Genomic DNA, 17,823 nt, shown 5'->3' with positions numbered 1-17,823 from the left:
GGCCGGGGCGGGGTCGGAGGGGAGGGTCATGGTGTCACTTCGCCGGAGCGGTGACCGTCACCGGTACGTCGTAGTCGTCGAAGGTCACCAGCACGGTGCCGCTGTTGGCGCCCGTGCCCATGGGCAGGCTCGCCTTCAGCAGGCGGCCGGTGTCCTTCGCGAGCCACACCTTCCCGTTCACCCCCTGGTTCACCCCGGGCACCAGCGTGGTGATGACCTGCTGGGACAGGGACACGCTCACCGGATAGGCGTCCACGCCCCCGATCTTCTCCACGGCCTCGGTCTTGGCGTCCGAGGCGGTGGCGAGCAGGCGCGACACCCCCGTGTCGGCGTTCAGGATGGCCGAGGGGTCGTAGATGCCGGCGAGTTCCTTGCGGGTCATCGTCTGGTAGCCGCCGGTGGGACCCTTGAAGTAGACGGTGTCACCGGTCAGGACGAAGTTGAGCTCCTGCAGGTTGCCCAGGACGTCAATCTGCAGCGTGCCCTTGGCGTCGCCCTCCCGGGTCAGGGAGCCCTCGGCATGCCTGACGGGGACGGGGGGCTTGCCCTCGGTCGCGATCGTGAAGGCGACGGTCTTGACCGTCCGCATCGCCGCCGCCGACTTGTCCAGCAGCTCACGCCCCGAGGGCAGGGCCTCGGCGCCGGGTGAGGACGTGCACGCGACGGCGAGGCACAGCGGAAGGACGAGCCACGCGAGCATCAGCGGCACGCGGGCGAGGGACAGGCCGGCACCGTATACGCGGGCACGGCGAGACCGGGAAGTGAGCGACCTTTTCGACACAGCCGGATGGTAGCCAGCGCGGGGCCCACATCAGGGGTTTTCGCAGGTATCGGTTTGAGGTCACCCCGCACCGCCCACGCGAAGGCGCCCCCGGCGTGCTAGGCGCGCTCCTCCGCCCGCATGCGCAGCAGATGCTTCACGACGGGCGTGTAGGCGACCTCCAGCGCCTCGATCAGCTCCGGGGTCAGGCGGTCGATGAAGTGGTAGCGGACGTTGGCGACGTGCATGGGGGCCACCCGCTGCATGGTCTCCCATCCGTGCTCGGTGAGCACCGCGAACGTCCCCCGCCGGTCGTCCGGGCAGCTCTCCCTTCGCACCAGGGAGGCGGCCTCCATGCGAGCGATCTGGTGGGACAGGCGGCTGCGGGACTGGATGGTCGCCTCGGCGAGGTCGCTCATCCGCATGCGATGGGCGGGGCTCTCGGAGAGGTTCACCAGGATCTCGTAGTCGTTCAGCGACAGTCCGAACCCCTGGAGCTCGCGGTCGAGCCGATGCTCGAGCAGCTTGTGGGCGGCCAGATGGGCACGCCACGCTCGTTGCTCGCCTTTGCTCAGCCAGTTGGTGTCGAGGTCGTCGGAGTCTGCCGTGCTCATGCCTGTGAATCTATCTCTCCTGGGGTCATAAGAAGTGGGTGACCTTGGCCGAATGCACTGATCGTTCCCGATTTGCGCGAACTTCCTGTCCGGAACCAGGTAGCCGGGCGCCGGCGGGGGAAGGAGCGGCGAGATGAGCGACAAGGCGGCGGAGCCCGGTTCGGGCCAGGAAAGTCTCCTCACGGTCGCGGTGGCGGCAGGGATCAACCTCGTGATCGCGATCGCGAAGATGGTGGCCGGCCTCATCAGCGGCTCATCGGCGATGCTCTCCGAGGCCGCCCACTCGGGCGCCGACACGGTGACCGAGGTGCTCCTGCTGATCGCGGTCCGGCGCAGCGGGCATCCCGCGGACCGGCGGCATCCCTTCGGGTACGGCAAGGCCGGGTTCTTCTGGGCGCTCATGGCCGCGGGCGCGACGCTCCTGATCGGGGCAGGGTTCTCGATCACGCACGGCGTGCAGACCATCCTCCAGGGGGAGGATCTGAGCGATCTCGGTGTCTCCTACATCGTCCTGGCGATCGCCTTCCTGCTGGAGAGCATCTCTTTCCTCAGGGCCGTCCACCAGGTACGGGAGGAGGCGGACCGCTGGAACGTGAGCCCTCAGCGGTACGTCGTGCACACCACCGATACCGCGGTCAAGGCGGTGGTCTTCGAGGACGCCGCGGCTCTGGCCGGCATCGGTATCGCGGCGCTCGGGCTCCTGGGCTTCCAGCTCACCGGATCTCCGGTGTGGGACGGGCTGGCCTCGATCGTGATCGGCCTGCTGCTGCTCGGTGTCGCGCTCCACCTGATCAGGGCGAACGTGTCGCTGCTGATCGGCCAGGCGGCCCCGCCCAGCCTGCAGCGGGAGGTCCTCGCGGAGATCGTCGCCCGATCCGAGGTCAGCGAGGTCGTGGAGCTTCTGACCATGATGCTCGGTCCGGACGACGTGCTGGTGGCCGCGAAGATCGACTTCGTGGACGACTGTACGGGGGACAGGCTGGAGCAGGTGGCGGACGAGATCGAGCACCGGCTGGTGGAGCGCTTCCCGGGCATCTCGCACGTCTTCCTCGATCCGACCCCCGGGTACGAGGCCCGTCGCCGGAGCGCGGGGCCCTTGGGGGAATCACGCGGCGAGAACGACCTTCCGGGCGAGGGAGGCACGGATCAGCCGGGCGCACCGGGTGTGGGAGACGCGGGTGAACGAAGCGGCGCATCGGGTGTGGGAGACGCGGATGAACGGGGCGGCGCGCTGAGTGAGGAAGGCACGGATGAACGGAGCGGCGCGCCGGGCGGTCCGTCAGGCTCAGGCGTCGACCCGGCGCAGCTCGGCAGGGTGGTCGGTGATCGCGGTCGCGACGACGGTTCCGGCCGTCCATTCCAGTAATCGCCGCCCCCGCCATCCGAACGTCACCGCCCCTCCGGCCTCTCCATGGGGGGATGGCCGCAGGCCGGATCGAGTGAGGTCCGGTGAGTCGCAGGGGGCGGACGGATCCGACCGGCGAGACAGGTCTGACCCGCCATATGAGTCGGACGGGTCTGACCGGCGAGACGGGTCCGACCCGCCAGATGAGCCGGACGAGTCGGACGTATCTGCGATGGCGAAGATGTCGGACAGGTCGGTCAGCGGGAAGTCGTCGAGCGTCAGTTCGCCCCGCTTTACCAGCGCCTCCTTGCGCACCCACTGGCGGATCAGCCGCAGGCTGTCGCCGCCGGCCAGGGCCAGCTCACCGGGTGCCAGGGCGAAGTCGATCAGAGCCGCATCGGCCGGGCCCTCGGGCACGTGCTCGGCATCGATGCCCACCCGCCCCGGGCCCGCCACGACGGCGACGTACCCGGCCGTATGCGAGAGGCTGACGCCCAGCTCGGGCGCCTCGACGATGGAAGGGCGCCCGTGGCTGCCCGGGCCATGCTGGTCGCAGTGCTGGACGAGGGTCGGTTCCTGGTCCGAGAGCCCGAGATAGGCCGCGGCGCAGTGCCGGATGAGCAGGTGCGCGGCGATGTAGTCACGGCGGTCGCCCTCCCGGGTGAACTGGGCGGCGCGTTCGCGCTCGATGGCGGTCAGCGTGCCGGTCACCCTGGCGAGTACGGCCTCTGTACGACCGGCCATGACAAGCGAGCTGCGCACCCACTCACCTTAGCGAGGTCCCCACGCCCGCGCGCCGGTTGCGCACCGTACGGCGGCGCCGGCATCACCGCACAACGTCCCACCGCCCCGGCGCCGATTCCGCGACCACCCACGAAGCGGAAAGAAAAGCACGCCCGGCCCCGGTGGGGGTTGTTCGGGTTCGTGGGGTGGGGGTGAGGGGTCAGGGGAGGAGGGTGGTCATCCAGGTTTCGATTTCGTCGGGGTGGCGGGGGAGGGCGGATGACATGAGGCGGGCGCCGTCGTCGGTGATGATCAGGTCGTCCTCGATGCGCACGCCGATGCCGCGGAACTCCGGCGGGAGGGTCAGGTCGTCGGGCTGGAGGTAGAGACCGGGTTCGACGGTGAGCACCTGCCCGGCCTCGAGGACGCCGTCGAGGTAGACCGACGTGCGGGCCTTGGCGCAGTCGTGCACGTCGAGGCCCAGCATGTGCCCGCTGCTGCACAGCGTGTACCGGCGGTGCAGCTCGCCGTCGGCGGAGTCGAGCACGCCCCACTCGTGCAGGCCCTCGGCGATGACCGCCATCGCGGCCCGGTGGAAGTCGCGGAACCGCGCACCCGGCTTCAGCACGGCGATGGCGGCGTTCTGCGCCTCGTACACCAGCTCGTAGACCTGCCGTTGGATCGGGTTGAACCGGCCCGCCAGCGGCAGGGTGCGGGTGATGTCGGCGGTGTAGAGGTCGTCGGTCTCCACGCCCGCGTCGAGCAGCAGGAGCTCGTCGCGGTTCAGGCGCCCGTCGTTGCGGATCCAGTGGAGCACGCAGGCGTGCGCGCCGGAGGCGGCGATCGTGTCGTATCCGGCGGCGTTGCCCTCCAGCCGGGCCCGCAGCCCGAAGACGCCCTCGACGTACCGTTCGCCACGGGGGTGGGCGAGGGCCTGCGGCAGGGCCCGCACGACGTCCTCGAAGCCGCGTCCGGTCGCCTCGACGGCGTGCTGGAGCTGCGCGACCTCCCACTCGTCCTTGATCAGCCGCATCTCCGACAGGTGGGCGGTCAGTTCGGCGTCGCCGTCGTGCGGTGGCACCTGCGCGTCCACGGAGGCGTCGACGTCGCGCAGGACCCGTGCGGGCCCGGTCAGCGCCTCGGGCAGGCGGTCGATCGGGGCGCACTCGATCTGGTAAAGCGCCTCGGCTTCGGCCAGGGTGGGCCGGGCGCCGACCCAGAACTCGCCGTACCGGCGGTCGCGGTAGAACTCCTGCCCGGCCGTGCCTTCGGCGGACCTGGGCGACCGGGGGCGGGTGAACAGGGTGGCCGCGCCGGAGGGGGCGATGACGAGCACGTCGTCCGGCTGCTGCCCGCCGGTGAGGTAGGCGTACGCGCTGTGCGGCCGGAACCGGTAGTCGCTGTCGTTGCTGCGGACCTTGAGCGTTCCGGACGGGATGACCAGCCGCTCGCCGGGGAAGCGCTGGACGAGCGCGGCGCGCCGCTTGGCGGTGTAGGCGGCGAGCGGCAGCGGCGCGGGGCCGGGGCGGCTCGTGTCGTCCCAGCCGTCCGTCATGAAGGCGGCAAGGGCGTCGGAGATCGGCAGGTCGTGGCTGCCGGTGTTCAGCTGTTCGCTCATCGCATGTCCCGTGGAGAGAGGTGGTGTGTGACATGGTAATCACGGGCACGGTCCCGCATGTGGCCCGGCCCTTTACCGCGTCCGGCCCTTTACCGGGTTCCGCGCTTAACGATGGCGTCAGGTGGGGAAGTCAGAGATACCCTTCAGGGCCTCTCCCTAGCGTGACGAGGTGATGTCGATGCTCATCAGCGCGATCCTGCGGAGTAAAGGAAGCACGGTGGCGACCGTGCGGCCGCAGGCCACGGTCACCGAGCTGCTCGCGGCGCTCTCCGAACACAACATCGGCGCCGTCGTGGTCTCGGAGGACGGCGAGACGATCGTCGGCATCGTCTCCGAACGCGATGTCGTGCGCCGGTTGCACGAGCGCGGACCCCGCGTGCTCGACGAGGAGGTGTCCTCGATCATGACGACGCCGGTGCGCACCTGCGAGCCGGACGCCGACGTCGAGGACCTTCGCAAGACCATGACCGATCACCGCATCCGCCACCTGCCCGTCCTCAGCGATGGCCGGCTCGCGGGCATCGTCAGCATCGGCGACGTGGTCAAGAGCGCCATAGAGGAGCTGGAAACGGAGAAGGCCCACCTCGTCGACTACCTGCACGGCTGAAGGCGGGCCGGGGCACTCGGACGACCGGCCCGAATGCCCCGCCCCTGCCCTCGCCCCGGCCGCATCGGCGGTCGGCTCAGTCTCCCGCCGGCCGCCGGCGCAGGACAGCGGACTACTGGACCATGATCTTGTTCAGTGCCACGAAGCCGCCGAGGTTGCCGGCGGTCCCCGCCGCGGTGGTGGAGGTGAGGTTGACGACCAGGTCGTAGGTTCCCGCGGCCAGCTGGTTCCTCATCGCGATGGTGGTGGCGTAGGCGCCCGCCCCCGGGGTGAAGGGGACCACGACGGGGGCGGCGGGGTGTGTGCTCTCTCCGCCGCCCAGCCGGTCGGCCACGACCTGTACGTTCCACTTTCCTGTGAGCCAGTCGACCAGCTCTCCGGTGATCTCCCAGCTCACGACGATCTTCCAGTCGTCGCCTCCGCGGACGACCGTGACCGGCAGGGCGCCCGGGTCGATGACGTCGACCTTGAGAGTGCCGTCCAGCTGGTCGGCCGGGACCTTCAGTGCCTGGAACTGCCCGCTTGTCGCCATGGTGGTGCTCCTTTTCGTGGTGATGGCGAGCCGGGCCTCACGGACCCGGACAACAGGAAGGAGGCCGCGAGCCACCGCCGGAATACCTGAAAAATCCATGTATCTGGCGCTCCCGCGCCGGCTCCCCGCCGGGAAGCAGCTGGCGCGGGCGTGAACGGCGTGGAGGTCAGCCGGCGCCGAAGCAGACGAATGTGGACAGCGGCTCCCGCGCCGAGGCGGCGGCCAGCGCGGCGGCCGGTTCCAGGCCGAGGACGAGGTGCCGGTGGTAGGCCGTCATGACCCGCGTGGCCAGGTCGTCCGGGACCCTGGTCACGCTGGACACGACGGTCGGCGTGCCGAGGTGGAGAAGGGCCGAGGTGAAGCCGAGGAGTTCGTCCCCGGGCCTGACGACGGCCTGGCCCACATCGCAGGAGGACAGGACGACGTGCCGCGGCGCCCTGCGCAGCCGCTGGATGTCGTAGGCCATGAGGGGACCGTCGCTAAGCACCAGGCGGGAGAAGAGCACGTTCTCCCTCTCGTGGTGGCCGTGGGCGGCCAGATGGGCGACGGACGCGCCGTCCAGCGCGGCCAGCGTGGCCGCCACGGTGGCCGAACCTCCCGTGAGCCGGTGCGCCTTCGGGTACGCCGCGGCGATCTGTTCGATCTCGGCGTCCGCGGAGGCCAGGTCGGGTCCGGCCACCAGTAGCGGTGCCTCGCCGGTGGCGACCTCGCTCTTGCGGGCCCACTGGGCGCAGGCCCACACCAGCGCGGAGGGGGCGGAGATCACCGGCCTGCCGAGAAGGCCCGGCAGCGCGCCCCAGGGGATCGCCGACAGCGCCATTGTGGGAACGACGACAACGCCGCTCGCACCGCGGATCGCCGGTAGCAGGGGCGTGAGCAGCTCGGCGGCGATGGCGGCGAGCTGCCGTCGCGCCGACGCGCCGATCACCTCGGCCATACGGGGCCGCAGACGACGGCCGGCGAGCGCGTTGAGGTCGCCGGTCAACCGCCGCACGGCCTCGGCGAGCGGTTCGTACGGTCCGAGTTCGTGCAGCCGGCACCGTCCTTCGCCGAGCAGCAGCGCGAGCACTCTGCCTTTGACGTTCAGCAGGCTCACCAGTACGAGCCCGGTCGCCGCCAGCTCCGCCTGGACCATGCCGGTCGACGCGGGAGGCAGGCCCGCTCCGACGCCGGGCAGCTGCCAGCCACGCTCCCTGATCAGGTGTTCGAGCTCCAGGCAGCGCCTTCGTAGCTCGGGGTCGCGGCGTGCCGCCGTCTCGTCGGCGTGCATCTGCTGGGCCAGGAGCCGCAGCTCGGCCAGCGCGTCGGCCGTCTGCTCGTCCTCCGGAGGCCGGATCGGGGGATAGCGGAACGCCTGCGCCCGGCATCGCTCCGACCAGTCGAACACCAGCCGGGCCGAGCCGTTCGCCAGCGCGGCCCCAAGGCCGCGGACCGCGAGCTCGAACCCGAGCGCGGTGACCCCTGTCCGCAGGTCGAGGCTGCCCAGCCGCCCGCGGTGGGTGTGGATCAGAGCCAGTCCCGCCCGCGCCTGCCTGAGCGCCTCACCGCGCCGGCCTCGCGCGCGTGCGAGCTCGGTCTCGGTGAGGCGGCGCATCAGCCGTACCTCCAGCGGCGCGTCGCGGCGCGGCGGGCCGAGCGACTCCGCCCTCGCCGCCGCCCTGGCCAGGTGACCCGCGGCGATCAGCGCCCGGACCGACAGCATGCGCGCCATCTCGCTCTCGACCGCCAGGCCGACTCCGGCGAGGCGGCCGGCCAGATCGTCGGCTCTGCGAGCCAGCGGCCCTGGGCTGCTCGTCTGGGGCAGCTCCGCGCGCAGGCGCATCAGCACCGCCCGCAGGGCCCAGGCCTGGCTGCGCCTGCGGCGGAAACGGGACTCCGCCCGCCGTGCCCACACGCCCGCCTCGGGGAAGCGGCCCGCGTTCAGCGCGGCCTGTGCGCGGGCCAGCTCCGCTTCGCCGTAGTCCTGGATGAGCCGCTGCCGGCGGAACCCGTCCAGAGCCTCGTCCAGCGTACGGCCGGCCTCGTCGGCGAGCCCGGCCGCCAGCAGCGCCCTGGCCTGGTCGAGCGCGAGCACGGGCAGGAAACCGGGGACGAGGCGCCGGTAGGCCTGCTCGACCTCGCCGAACCTCGCCAGGGCGGTCGGGATGTCACCGAGCAGCAGGTCGCAGTAACCGTCGTTGTGCAGCGCCTTGACCGCGATGACCTCGTGACCGTGCGCCGTGGCCAGGCGGGCGCTGCGGCGCACGTCATCGCGGGCCGGACGGACCCGGCCCATCATCAGGTGGATGACCGAACGGTTGAGCAGCACCCTGGCCAGTTCCACGCCATCGTGCCGGCCGAGCAGCGGCGCGGCGATGTCGAGCTCCCGCAGAGCCTCGGCGGCACGCCCCGTGCGCAGGCACATGAGACCACGCTGGGCGTGCACGATCGGCAGTTCCGCCGGCGGCGCGCAGCGCTGTGCCTGGTCGAGCAGGTCCATCCCGAGCCCCGTGCGGCCCTGTTCGGCCTCGGCATGGGCGAGGCTGGTCAGCATACGCGCCAGGAGGGCCGCCGAATCCGGATCGGCCGCCCGGCTCGCCGGGTCCGGGTCGGGCGCCCGGCCCGTCTCGTCCAAATCGGCCGCCCGGCCCGCCGCGTCCTGATCGTTCACCTGGCCTGTCGTGTCCGGCTGCCATCCCAGCAACGCCAGGCCCCTGCGGAGCCGGCGGGCGGCCAGCGCGGGGCGGCCGTCGTCGGTGGCGGTGACCCCGAGATCGTGCAGCAGCTTCGCTCGTTCGCGGATCTCCGCCTGTCCTGCGCCGACGTCCAACAGGGCCTCGCGGATCGCTCATAGGACGATGGAGGGGGTCACCGCCAGTATCCTCGCCTCTCGCGGATCGTCCAGTGCCTGCCGTACCAGGATCTGGGCCAGGCCGCGCGGCACGGCGTCCATGACGAACCTGCCCTGGTCGTCGGCCCTGACCGTGATGGGTCCCTCGGAGGTGCGCAGCTCGACCAGATGGTCGCCCGGCGGGGCCAGCCAGCCGTCCACCCGGACGGTCCGCGCGTTCTGGACGCTCGCGCTGATCATGATCGTGAGGTCGTCGCTGTCGAAGGTGATCGTGCGGGCCTCCTCGCCGCCCCGGGCTCCGGCCGCCGGCCCCACCTCCTCGTAGGGGCGCAGGACGTCTATCTCGTAGGACTCGAGGTCCAAGGCGAACTGCAGGCGGTCGACCAGCGTCGCGGGAACGGGGTCGACCGCCGAGTACATCGCCTTGATCTCGTCGAGGACGGACAGGTCCGCGGCGTCGAGCTGGGGCTGTTCGTGCTCGTCGGAAGGTCTCATGGCGCCATCCATCCCGAATCCTCGGCGAGCAGCCGGCGCAGTTTCGCCAGGCACCGGCCACGGGTCGGACCGATGCTGCCTTTCGGCATGCCCAGTGAGGCGGCCACCGCATCGTAATGGGGACGGTGGACGAAGGCGACGAGCCGCATCAGGTCGCGGCAGGGCTGTGACAGCCGCGCCACGGCGTTCCACAGCGTGCGACGTCGCTCGTCCTGGAGCAGGAGTTCCTCGGGCAGGCTGTCCGCGTCCGGCATCTCCTCGAAGACATCCTGGCCCATGAGCTCGTCGTCACGGCCCGCCGCCTTGACCCGCCAGGCCTCCCGCCGCGCGGTCGTGAGCAGCCATTCGATGAGCGCGTGGGGAGCGCTGATGGAGTGCAGGTTGCGCAGCAGGGTCAGCCAGGTGGTCTGGATCGCGTCCTCCGCCGCCTGCCGGCTGAGCCCCTGCCGCCTGACGGCCTGCCACAGCAGCGGCGTGAGATCGGCGACGATCAGGTTCATGGCCTCGCGCCGGCCCTCTCTGGCGTCCTGGAGCAGGCCGGCCAGCCGATCGCGGCGCTCGGCGCCACGATCGGTCGACGCCGGCTCCACCACGGGGTCGCCGGTCATCACACGGGCGTGATCGCGGGCATGGTGCCGGCCATGAGCTTGCCGACCACGCGGTGGGCACGGGCACGGGCCGTCTGCGCGTCGGTCACCTTCAGATCCAGGGCCTGGGAGTCCTCGATCATCAACGCCAGGATGGCCGCGCCGAGGATCGGCACCGCGAACGATGAGCCGCTCCAGGTGGCGAAGTCGCCGTGGTTGTCCTTGTCGAACGAGGCGCGGTGACCGCGAGCACGGAGGTCGCGGGTGCGGAGGCCGGCGGTCGCCGATCCCCTGACGCCGGCCGGGAAGGTGCTGACGACCGCCGCTCCGGGAGCGAGCCACTCGACGGCCTCGTGCTCGTTGCTGAATATCGCGATCGTGTCGTCCGGGTTCGTGGCCGCGACGGCGAGCATCGGCGCGAGACCTGGTTCCCGCGTCCCCTTCACCGCTCCCGCGGCCGGCCAGAAGGGGCGGCTCGACGCGTGGTTGCCGGCGGCCGCCACCACGACGACGCCCAGTTCGCGAAGCCGGGTGATCCTCTCCATCAGGATCGGCGTGTAGAGCTTGTCCTCGGCCGTCTCGTGGAAGCCCCCGCACGCGAAGGTCATGACGTCGACGAAGGAGCCGTGCTCGATCGTCGCGATGATGTGGTTCAACGCCTCGTGCAATGCCGACTCGGGGACGACGCCGTCGGCGTACATGACCTTGAGCATGAGCACCCTGGCGTCGGGGGCGATCTGGCACACCAGCCCCGCCTGCATGAGGCCGTGCCCGGTGTGCGAGTCCATGATGCCCAGCAGCGGATTCGGGGGTGCGATGACCTCTTCGTAGCCGGCGAGCGGGCGCAAGGGGCCGGCTCCTGCGGCGCCGGCCTGCCCGCCGGCGCTCACGGCGCCCTGGATGACCTTTTGCGCGTCCTCGCTGACGGAGAGGAAGGAGTCGGGTGCCGTCACGGGCCGGAACCACGGATGACCCTGCGGGGGAACGCCCGTGTCCGGGATGACGAGCACGGGCCTTCGCCCGCCGATCTCGGCCTCCGGCCTGCGAGCCGGCGGTCCGGCGACGACGGTCACCGGTGTCCTCGCATACCCGTTGACAGGAGCGGCGGCGGAGCCGGGGTCGGGCACGCCGTGCCCGCTCGTGGCGGGCTCCCCGCCGATGCCCGCGCCCCCGACGCCCGCGAACGCCGAGCCCACCAGCAGGTGATCCAGAGCGATCTTGGCCAGGTACGGCTTCTTGGGCGAGGTGTCCGGAATCTCTGCCAGCGCTCTCCGCAGCACCCGAAGCGCCCGCCAGGCGTCCACCACCACGTCCTTGGCCCCTGGAGCGATCTCCAGGGCGACGGCGTGCCAGCGCGGCCGCTCGTCGTTCCCGCCGCCGGGCGGCTCACGAAGCGCCACCTTGAGGCCGATCGTCTGGAGTTGCTCGTCGATCCAGGCGAGCCCGTGCCTGCCGAGCTTCTCCCGGCGCTCCTGCTCGTCGTCGTCCTCCTCGTACATACCGTCCCTGCCGAGGACCTGGGCGGGGATCAGGAGCACGTCCGCGCGGTACACCGTGGAGTCCGGACGGCGTTCTCCCTCATCGAGCGGGGCCGTCGAGGGATCGAGAACCCTCGCTCCGTGGCGGTCGAGAAGCTCCTGTGGAAAGACCAGATCACGCCAGGTCAACCCGTGGCCTCCAGGCGCCTCGCGCTGCTCTTCGGAGCCTTCGGTCTGGTCGGGCTGTCGCTCGGGCATATCCGGCCGGAACGTTATGCGCGGCATTGGGGCCTCCGTCTCTCTCCGTCTCGGGAGATAAGGAGAGTGGTCACCTCCGTAGCGATACACGCGGCCCATAACGGAACGGTCACGATGGCCGGGGCCGTCCTGTCCGGCAGCGGCCATGTATCCCGCGTATCTCCCCGCCGTCAGCCCCCTCTTTCCCGGCGCACACGTTTCCTCGGGAAAGCAGGTCACCATGCCAGACGAACTCCAGCTTCCGGGCATCGACCCGATCCAGCGCCAGCGCCTCTACCAGGAGCGGCCGTGGGAGCTCCTCCCGTTCCTTCTGCGGCCGTGCCAGGTGAAGATCCTGATGGTCACCGACAGGGGCGGTAGCTTCGGCTCGGATTCCTTCGGGCTGTCCGCCCTGCTGAGCGCGCTCTCAGTGCCCCCCGGACCATGGGCGCGCTTCGACATCACGACCGCGAACCGGCAGAGCGATCCCACCGCCTCGCTCCAGAACTTCCGCTTCGACCGTCACGACCTGCGGGCCTACAGCCAGATCTGGATGTTCGGCGTCCAGCGGACCGGGGACCAGGACCTGGGAGAGGCGGAGCTGCGGGCCATCGCGCAGTTCATGGACGCGGGCGGCGGCGTCTTCGCCACCGGCGACCACGAGGACCTCGGCGCGGCGATGTGCCGGCGCATCCCACGGGTTCGCAGCATGCGCAAGTGGCACTGGCCGGCGCAAGGGCCGAACGGCGAGCCGGTCGCGCCGAACGCCACGGGCGTCGACCGCCACGACACCCGGCGTCCCGGCCACGACACGGTGATCGACTTCGACGACCAGTCCGACGACGTGCCGCAGCGGATCACCCCCCGGCTCTATCCGAGCTGGAGGCCCCCGTGGTCGCCGCTGCTGTGGCCCTCATACCCGCACCCCCTGCTGTGCGGGCCGCGCGGGGTCATCAGGGTCCTGCCCGACCACATGCACGAAGGCGAGTGCTACGAGACCCAGGACCTGTCGTCGAGCCTCACCTTCGACGGCTACACCACGACGGAGTACCCGTCGGGGATCGCGCCTCAGGTCATCGCGTGGGCGCACGTCAACGCCCGCACGCAGGGTGAGCCGGTGCACGGCCGCTCGTTCGGCGTCATCGGCGCGTACGACGGGCACAGGGCCGACGTCGGCAGGGTGGCGGTGGACGCCACCTGGCACCATTTCTTCAACATCAACCTGATCGGTGTTCTCGGACACCCCGACCCGATCAAGGCTCAGGGGTTCACCGCCACCGCCGCGGGCAGGGCCGCGCTGGCCGACATCACGGCCTACTACCGCAACCTGGGCGTCTGGCTCGCGGCGCCGGACACGCAGCAGTGCATGTGGTGGCGGTCGCTGTGGTGGGCACGCTGGCACGACCGCATCGTGATGAACCTGCGTCCGCGGTTCCTCACGCCGCGCGTCGCGGCGCCTGTCGGCGAGCTCGTGCGGATCGGGGCGCAGGCACGCGATGTGCTCGGGTCGGTGGCCTCGCGGTGCACGGTGTGGCGGTGGGTGGGGTGGTACCTGCTCCGCCGTCGCTACCCGGACCTGTGGATCCGCCTCGAGCGCTATCTCGACCCGTGGACGCCGTCCCCCCGGCCCGAGCCCGGCCTCGAAGGCGAGGTGGCCGTGCCCGCGCACGCGGAGCTGCTCCTCGACGCCGTTCTCGGTGGCGCCGTCCACGCCGTGGCACGGGCCTTCCCCGATCACTCGGAGGAGTCCAGGAACAGGGCGGAGGAGATCGACTTCGCCGAGCTGGTGGGCGCCGACGTCGACCGTTGCCTTGAGGCCGTCATCGCCCAGGTCGGCGATGAGGGCCGCCGCCTGGGCGAGTTCGGCGAGATCCTGCGCCACAGAGGGTGACCATCCCAGCCCGGCCGCCGGTGGGCGCCTCGCTCCCGTCTCCTCCGTGAGCAGAGCTCGGTCGCCCACCGCAGCCGGGTTCGCGGGTTTGCTCGATCTCTTGACATCGGTTGCCCGCCGCCGCGCTCACGACCGGCCCGGCGTCCGTCTCCGGCCAGAGCCTGGATCCCGTCTCCGGTCCGGGCCCGGAGCCGGTTCCGAACCCCGGCCCGTCGGCCACCCCGAGCCCGGGCCCGTCCTACAGCCCGCCGCCCGTCCCCGAAGAGCCGGCGCCTCCCCTGCCCGAAGCGCAGGCGCGGAGCATGGCGGAGGGCGGCCGGACCCTGGCGAACGTCACCCGCAACGGCGGCGCGAACATCATCCAGCTCGCCGAGCTTGAGATCTCCGACGGGGACACCAGCCCCAAGCCGCCGACGGACATGCGCACCCAGGTGGGCAACGGCCCGGCCGGCGGCTTCGCGTCCAAGCCCCGGGTCGGCTTCTCCGGGGTGAAGGCCCTGCAGTACGGGGGCAGCACGACGGCCCGGAGCGGCGGGTACGCCTACAACAAGGTCTTCGACGTCGACATCCCGGTGGCCCGGAGCACCGAGCTGTCCTACGTGGTCTTCCCCGAGTTCACCGCCGCGGACCAGCGCTACCCCAGCACGTACGTGTCGGTCGATTTGGCCTTCGACGACGGCACCTACCTGAGCGCGCTCGGCGCCAAGGACCAGCACAGGGCCGTGCTCAGCCCGCGCGGCCAGGGCGAGTCCAAGACCCTGTACGCCGACCAGTGGAACTTCAAGCAGGCGGAGATCGGCCGGCTGGCGCACGGCAGGACGATCAAGCGCATCCTCGTGGCCTACGACAGCCCGGCGGGCCTGGCCGGATTCCGCGGCTGGGTGGACGACATCAAGATCGTCACCGAGCGGAAGCGCATGCCGTACCAGGCGCGGACCCCGCACGGCGACCGCGTCGCGCCGTCGGAGTACGTGGTGACCACGCGCGGCACGCACTCGACCGGCGGCTTCTCTCGGGGCAACAACTTCCCGGCGACCGCCGTCCCGCACGGGTTCAACTTCTGGACGCCGATGACCAACGCCGGATCCACCGGCTGGCTGTACGACTACCACCGCGGCAACAACGCGGCCAACCTGCCGCAGATCCAGGCGTTCGCGGCGAGCCACGAGCCGAGCCCGTGGATGGGCGAGGCGCGGAAGGCCTGGGACGCCAAGCTCGGCGTCATCGAGGTGGAGGGTGCGAGCGAGGACCAGCGGGTGACGCTCTACTCCAACCTGTACCGCCTGTTCCTGTACCCGAACTCCGCCTTCGAGAACGTCGGCACCGCCGCCGCCCCGGTCCACAAGCACGCCGTCCAGTCCGCGACGACCGCCCCGCCGAGCACGCCGACGCAGACCGGGGCGCCTGTCGCCGACGGCAAGGTGTACGTCAACAACGGCTTCTGGGACACCTACCGGACCACCTGGCCGGCGTACGCGCTGCTCACCCCCGGCGACGCCGCCGAGATGGCCGACGGGTTCGTGCGGCAGTACAAGGACGGCGGCTGGATCTCCCGCTGGTCGTCGCCGGGCTACGCGGACCTGATGGTCGGCACCAGCTCCGACGTGGCGTTCGCCGACGCCTACCTCAAGGGCGTGACCGGGTTCGACGCCAAGGCGGCCTACGAGGCGGCGGTGAAGAACGCCACCGTCGCGCCGCCGGTCCGCAACGTGGGCCGCAAGGGCCTGCCCACGTCCGCGTTCCTCGGCTACACCTCCATCCAGTCCACCGGCGAGGCCCTGTCGTGGGCGCTGGACGGGTACATCAACGACTTCGGCATCGCGAACATGGCCAAGGCCCTCGCCGGACGGGCCACCGGCGCGGAGCGCGCGAAGTACCTGGAGGAGCACGAGTACTTCCTGAACCGCGCCCAGAACTACGTGAACGCCTTCGACCCGGCCGTCGGCTTCTTCCAGGGCAGGAACGCCGACGGGACCTGGCGCACCAAGCCGCGGACCTACGACCCGAAGGTGTGGGGCTTCGACTACACCGAGACCAGCGGCTGGAACATGGCCTTCCACGTGCCGCAGGACGGCCGGGGGCTCGCCAACCTCTACGGCGGCGCGGACGGGCTCGCCCGCAAGCTCGACGCGTTCTTCGCCACCCCGGAGACCGCCATGTACCCCGGCTCGTACGGCGGGATCATCCACGAGATGCGGGAGGCCCGTGACGTTCGGATGGGGCAGTACGGGCACAGCAACCAGCCATCCCACCACATCATCTACATGTACGACTATGCCGGGCAGCCCTGGAAGGCCCAGGCCAAGGTGCGCGAGGCGCTGTCCCGGCTCTACGTCGGCAGCGAGATCGGTCAGGGCTACCCCGGCGACGAGGACAACGGGGAGATGTCGGCGTGGCAGGTCTTCGGCGCGCTCGGCTTCTACCCGCTGCAGATGGGCAGCCCGTACTACGCGGTGGGCTCGCCGCTGTTCACCAAGGCCACGGTCCATCTGGAGAACGGCAGGAGCCTGGTGATCAAGGCGCCGCGCAACAGCGACCGCAACGTGTACGTGCAGGGGCTGGAGGTCGACGGCAAGCGCTACGACAAGACCTACCTGCCGCACGACCTGCTCGCGCGCGGCGGAGTGCTCGAGTTCGACATGGGACCGCGCCCGTCCCGCTGGGGCACCGGCAAGGACGCGGCCCCGCCGTCGATCACCAAGGGGAACGACGTCCCGACCCCGCTGCGCGACATGACCGGCAAGAACGCCGGCACACCGTCCGCGAGCGGCGACGCGAGTACCCCCGCTGCGAGCGGCGACGCGAGTACCCCCGCCGCGAGCGGCGACGCCGGCACGCCGTCCGCGAGCGCGGACGCCGGGGTGAGCGCGCTCTTCGACGACGACTCCGCCACCCAGGTCTCCCTGCCCGGCGACAAGCCGTGGATCCAGTACCACTTCACCGGCGCCGCCAAGCAGCCGGTCCGCTACTACACCCTCACCTCCGGCACCGGATCGGGGGCCACGCCCGCGGCCGAGGACCCGGCCGCCTGGACGCTCGAAGGCTCCGACGACGGCAGCCAATGGACGACGCTTGACCAGCGCGGCGGCGAGACGTTCCAGTGGCGCCGGCAGACCCGCCCGTTCAAGATCGCCAAGCCGGGCGCTTACGCGTACTACCGGCTCGGCGTGACCGGCAACGGCGGCGCGGCCTCGACCTCGCTGGCCGAGATGGAGCTGCTGAACCCGGGACCGGCCGGCACCTCGCCGCTGGCCACCGAGGTCGAGGGCGTCGTGGCCTCGGCGGGCGACACCGTGCCGCTGCCGGTCACGGTCTCGAACCACGCCCAGGATCCCGCGGCCGGGCAGGTCACGGCGACCGTCCCACAGGGCTGGACGGTCCAGCCCGCGAGCGCCGCCTTCGGTCCCGTCGCGCCCGGCGGGTCCACCGCGCTGACCTTCCAGGTGACGGTCGCGCAGGGGACGGCGCCCGGAAGCTACCCGGTCCAGATCGCCGTGACCTCCGATCACGGCCCGGTCGCGGACAGGGCTCTGGTCACCGTGCTCGGCGACACCGTCGACTTCACGCCCGGCACCGACGCCGAGACGCCCTGGCTCCTGGACGCCGGTGCCTCGCAGCTCGATGGCACGGTGTACGACGGCCGTGCCCGGTTCACCGACGGGGAGGGCGACGCGACGTACCGCTTCCAGCTGCCCGCCGGGGTCACCGGCGGCTCGCTGGTCCTGGATGTCGGCAACCAGTTCCTGGTCCAGGCGTCCACGGACGGCCAGACCTGGCGAACCGTCCTTGAGGAGCCGGCCAACGTGCGCGACCTGTCCAACCGGGCCAAGCGCACGCTCGACCTCAACGATCTGCGCGACGGCGGCCGGATCGTCCACCTGCGCATCGCCGACAGCCGGCCAGAGGACGGCTGGGGCACCTGGCTGGCCCGCGTGACCCTCACCAGCCAGAGGGGAAGCTGACCGCGCGGAAGGCGGACGGAAGGAGACCGTGAAGGGGTGCCCTCGGTGCGGGGCGCCCCTTCCGCGTCATCCGGCGGGCTTCTTGCCACCCGCGGGGGACGGAGCCCCCGATAAGCCGATCATGACGCCGAACCCTACCGGCGA

General features: G+C 71.3%; 13 protein-coding genes. 4 read left to right on the top strand and 9 right to left on the bottom strand.

What is annotated here, in order from left to right:
* Positions 1-34: 34 nt before the first annotated feature.
* Positions 35-781, bottom strand: a complete 747-nt coding sequence (locus MYF83_RS32730; RefSeq protein ID WP_248964624.1) for an LppX_LprAFG lipoprotein — start codon at positions 779-781, stop codon at positions 35-37.
* Between the two features lie 98 nt (positions 782-879).
* Entirely contained in the window at positions 880-1,374 is a 495-nt protein-coding gene (locus MYF83_RS32725) for a MarR family winged helix-turn-helix transcriptional regulator (protein ID WP_248964623.1), read from the bottom strand.
* 133 nt (positions 1,375-1,507) lie between these two features.
* On the opposite strand from MYF83_RS32725, the gene MYF83_RS32720 reads away from it, so the two are divergent.
* Entirely contained in the window at positions 1,508-2,740 is a 1,233-nt protein-coding gene (locus MYF83_RS32720) for a cation diffusion facilitator family transporter (RefSeq protein WP_248964622.1), read from the top strand.
* Here the strand turns inward: MYF83_RS32720 and MYF83_RS32715 are convergent.
* Positions 2,660-3,481 (bottom strand): 4'-phosphopantetheinyl transferase family protein, encoded by an 822-nt coding sequence (locus tag MYF83_RS32715; RefSeq protein WP_248964621.1) that lies wholly within the window; start codon positions 3,479-3,481, stop codon positions 2,660-2,662. The two genes, MYF83_RS32720 and MYF83_RS32715, sit on opposite strands and share 81 nt — an antisense overlap.
* Before the next feature lie 181 nt (positions 3,482-3,662).
* The gene (locus MYF83_RS32710; RefSeq protein WP_248964620.1) at positions 3,663-5,060 is read right to left on the bottom strand and encodes an aminopeptidase P family protein; all 1,398 of its coding nucleotides are present in this window, start codon (positions 5,058-5,060) and stop codon (positions 3,663-3,665) included.
* A gap of 178 nt (positions 5,061-5,238) precedes the next feature.
* On the opposite strand from MYF83_RS32710, the gene MYF83_RS32705 reads away from it, so the two are divergent.
* Positions 5,239-5,667, top strand: a complete 429-nt coding sequence (locus MYF83_RS32705; RefSeq protein WP_248964619.1) for a CBS domain-containing protein — start codon at positions 5,239-5,241, stop codon at positions 5,665-5,667.
* A 112-nt stretch (positions 5,668-5,779) separates the two neighbouring features.
* On the opposite strand, the gene MYF83_RS32700 is transcribed toward MYF83_RS32705, so the two are convergent.
* The 5 genes from MYF83_RS32700 to MYF83_RS32680 all read right to left on the bottom strand — a co-directional run bounded on the left by MYF83_RS32700 (position 5,780) and on the right by MYF83_RS32680 (position 11,847).
* Positions 5,780-6,199: a hypothetical protein gene (locus MYF83_RS32700; RefSeq protein ID WP_248964618.1), complete on the bottom strand. Its 420-nt coding sequence runs from the start codon at positions 6,197-6,199 to the stop codon at positions 5,780-5,782.
* A 166-nt stretch (positions 6,200-6,365) separates the two neighbouring features.
* Positions 6,366-9,008 carry a CHAT domain-containing protein gene (locus MYF83_RS32695; RefSeq protein WP_248964617.1) on the bottom strand — a complete coding sequence of 881 codons (2,643 nt, stop codon included), beginning with the start codon at positions 9,006-9,008 and terminating at the stop codon, positions 6,366-6,368.
* Between the two features lie 18 nt (positions 9,009-9,026).
* A complete protein-coding gene (locus MYF83_RS32690) occupies positions 9,027-9,524 on the bottom strand; it encodes a hypothetical protein (protein WP_248964616.1) in 498 nt (165 codons plus the stop codon).
* Entirely contained in the window at positions 9,521-10,132 is a 612-nt protein-coding gene (locus tag MYF83_RS32685; protein ID WP_248964615.1) for an RNA polymerase sigma factor, read from the bottom strand. The genes MYF83_RS32690 and MYF83_RS32685 overlap by 4 nt, the downstream gene beginning before the upstream one ends.
* Entirely contained in the window at positions 10,132-11,847 is a 1,716-nt protein-coding gene (locus MYF83_RS32680) for a S8 family serine peptidase (protein ID WP_248964614.1), read from the bottom strand. The genes MYF83_RS32685 and MYF83_RS32680 overlap by 1 nt, the downstream gene beginning before the upstream one ends.
* 220 nt (positions 11,848-12,067) lie before the next feature.
* On the opposite strand from MYF83_RS32680, the gene MYF83_RS32675 reads away from it, so the two are divergent.
* Positions 12,068-13,717, top strand: a complete 1,650-nt coding sequence (locus MYF83_RS32675) for a hypothetical protein (protein WP_248964613.1) — start codon at positions 12,068-12,070, stop codon at positions 13,715-13,717.
* A 110-nt stretch (positions 13,718-13,827) separates the two neighbouring features.
* Entirely contained in the window at positions 13,828-17,679 is a 3,852-nt protein-coding gene (locus tag MYF83_RS32670; RefSeq protein ID WP_248964612.1) for a GH92 family glycosyl hydrolase, read from the top strand.
* The last annotated feature ends 144 nt before the right edge of the window (positions 17,680-17,823 follow it).

Source organism: Sphaerisporangium perillae (assembly GCF_023276435.1).
Classification (GTDB): Bacteria; Actinomycetota; Actinomycetes; order Streptosporangiales; family Streptosporangiaceae; genus Sphaerisporangium; species Sphaerisporangium perillae.
Note: the sequence above shows the minus strand (reverse complement) of the source record. Positions and strands in the feature narration are given on the sequence as shown.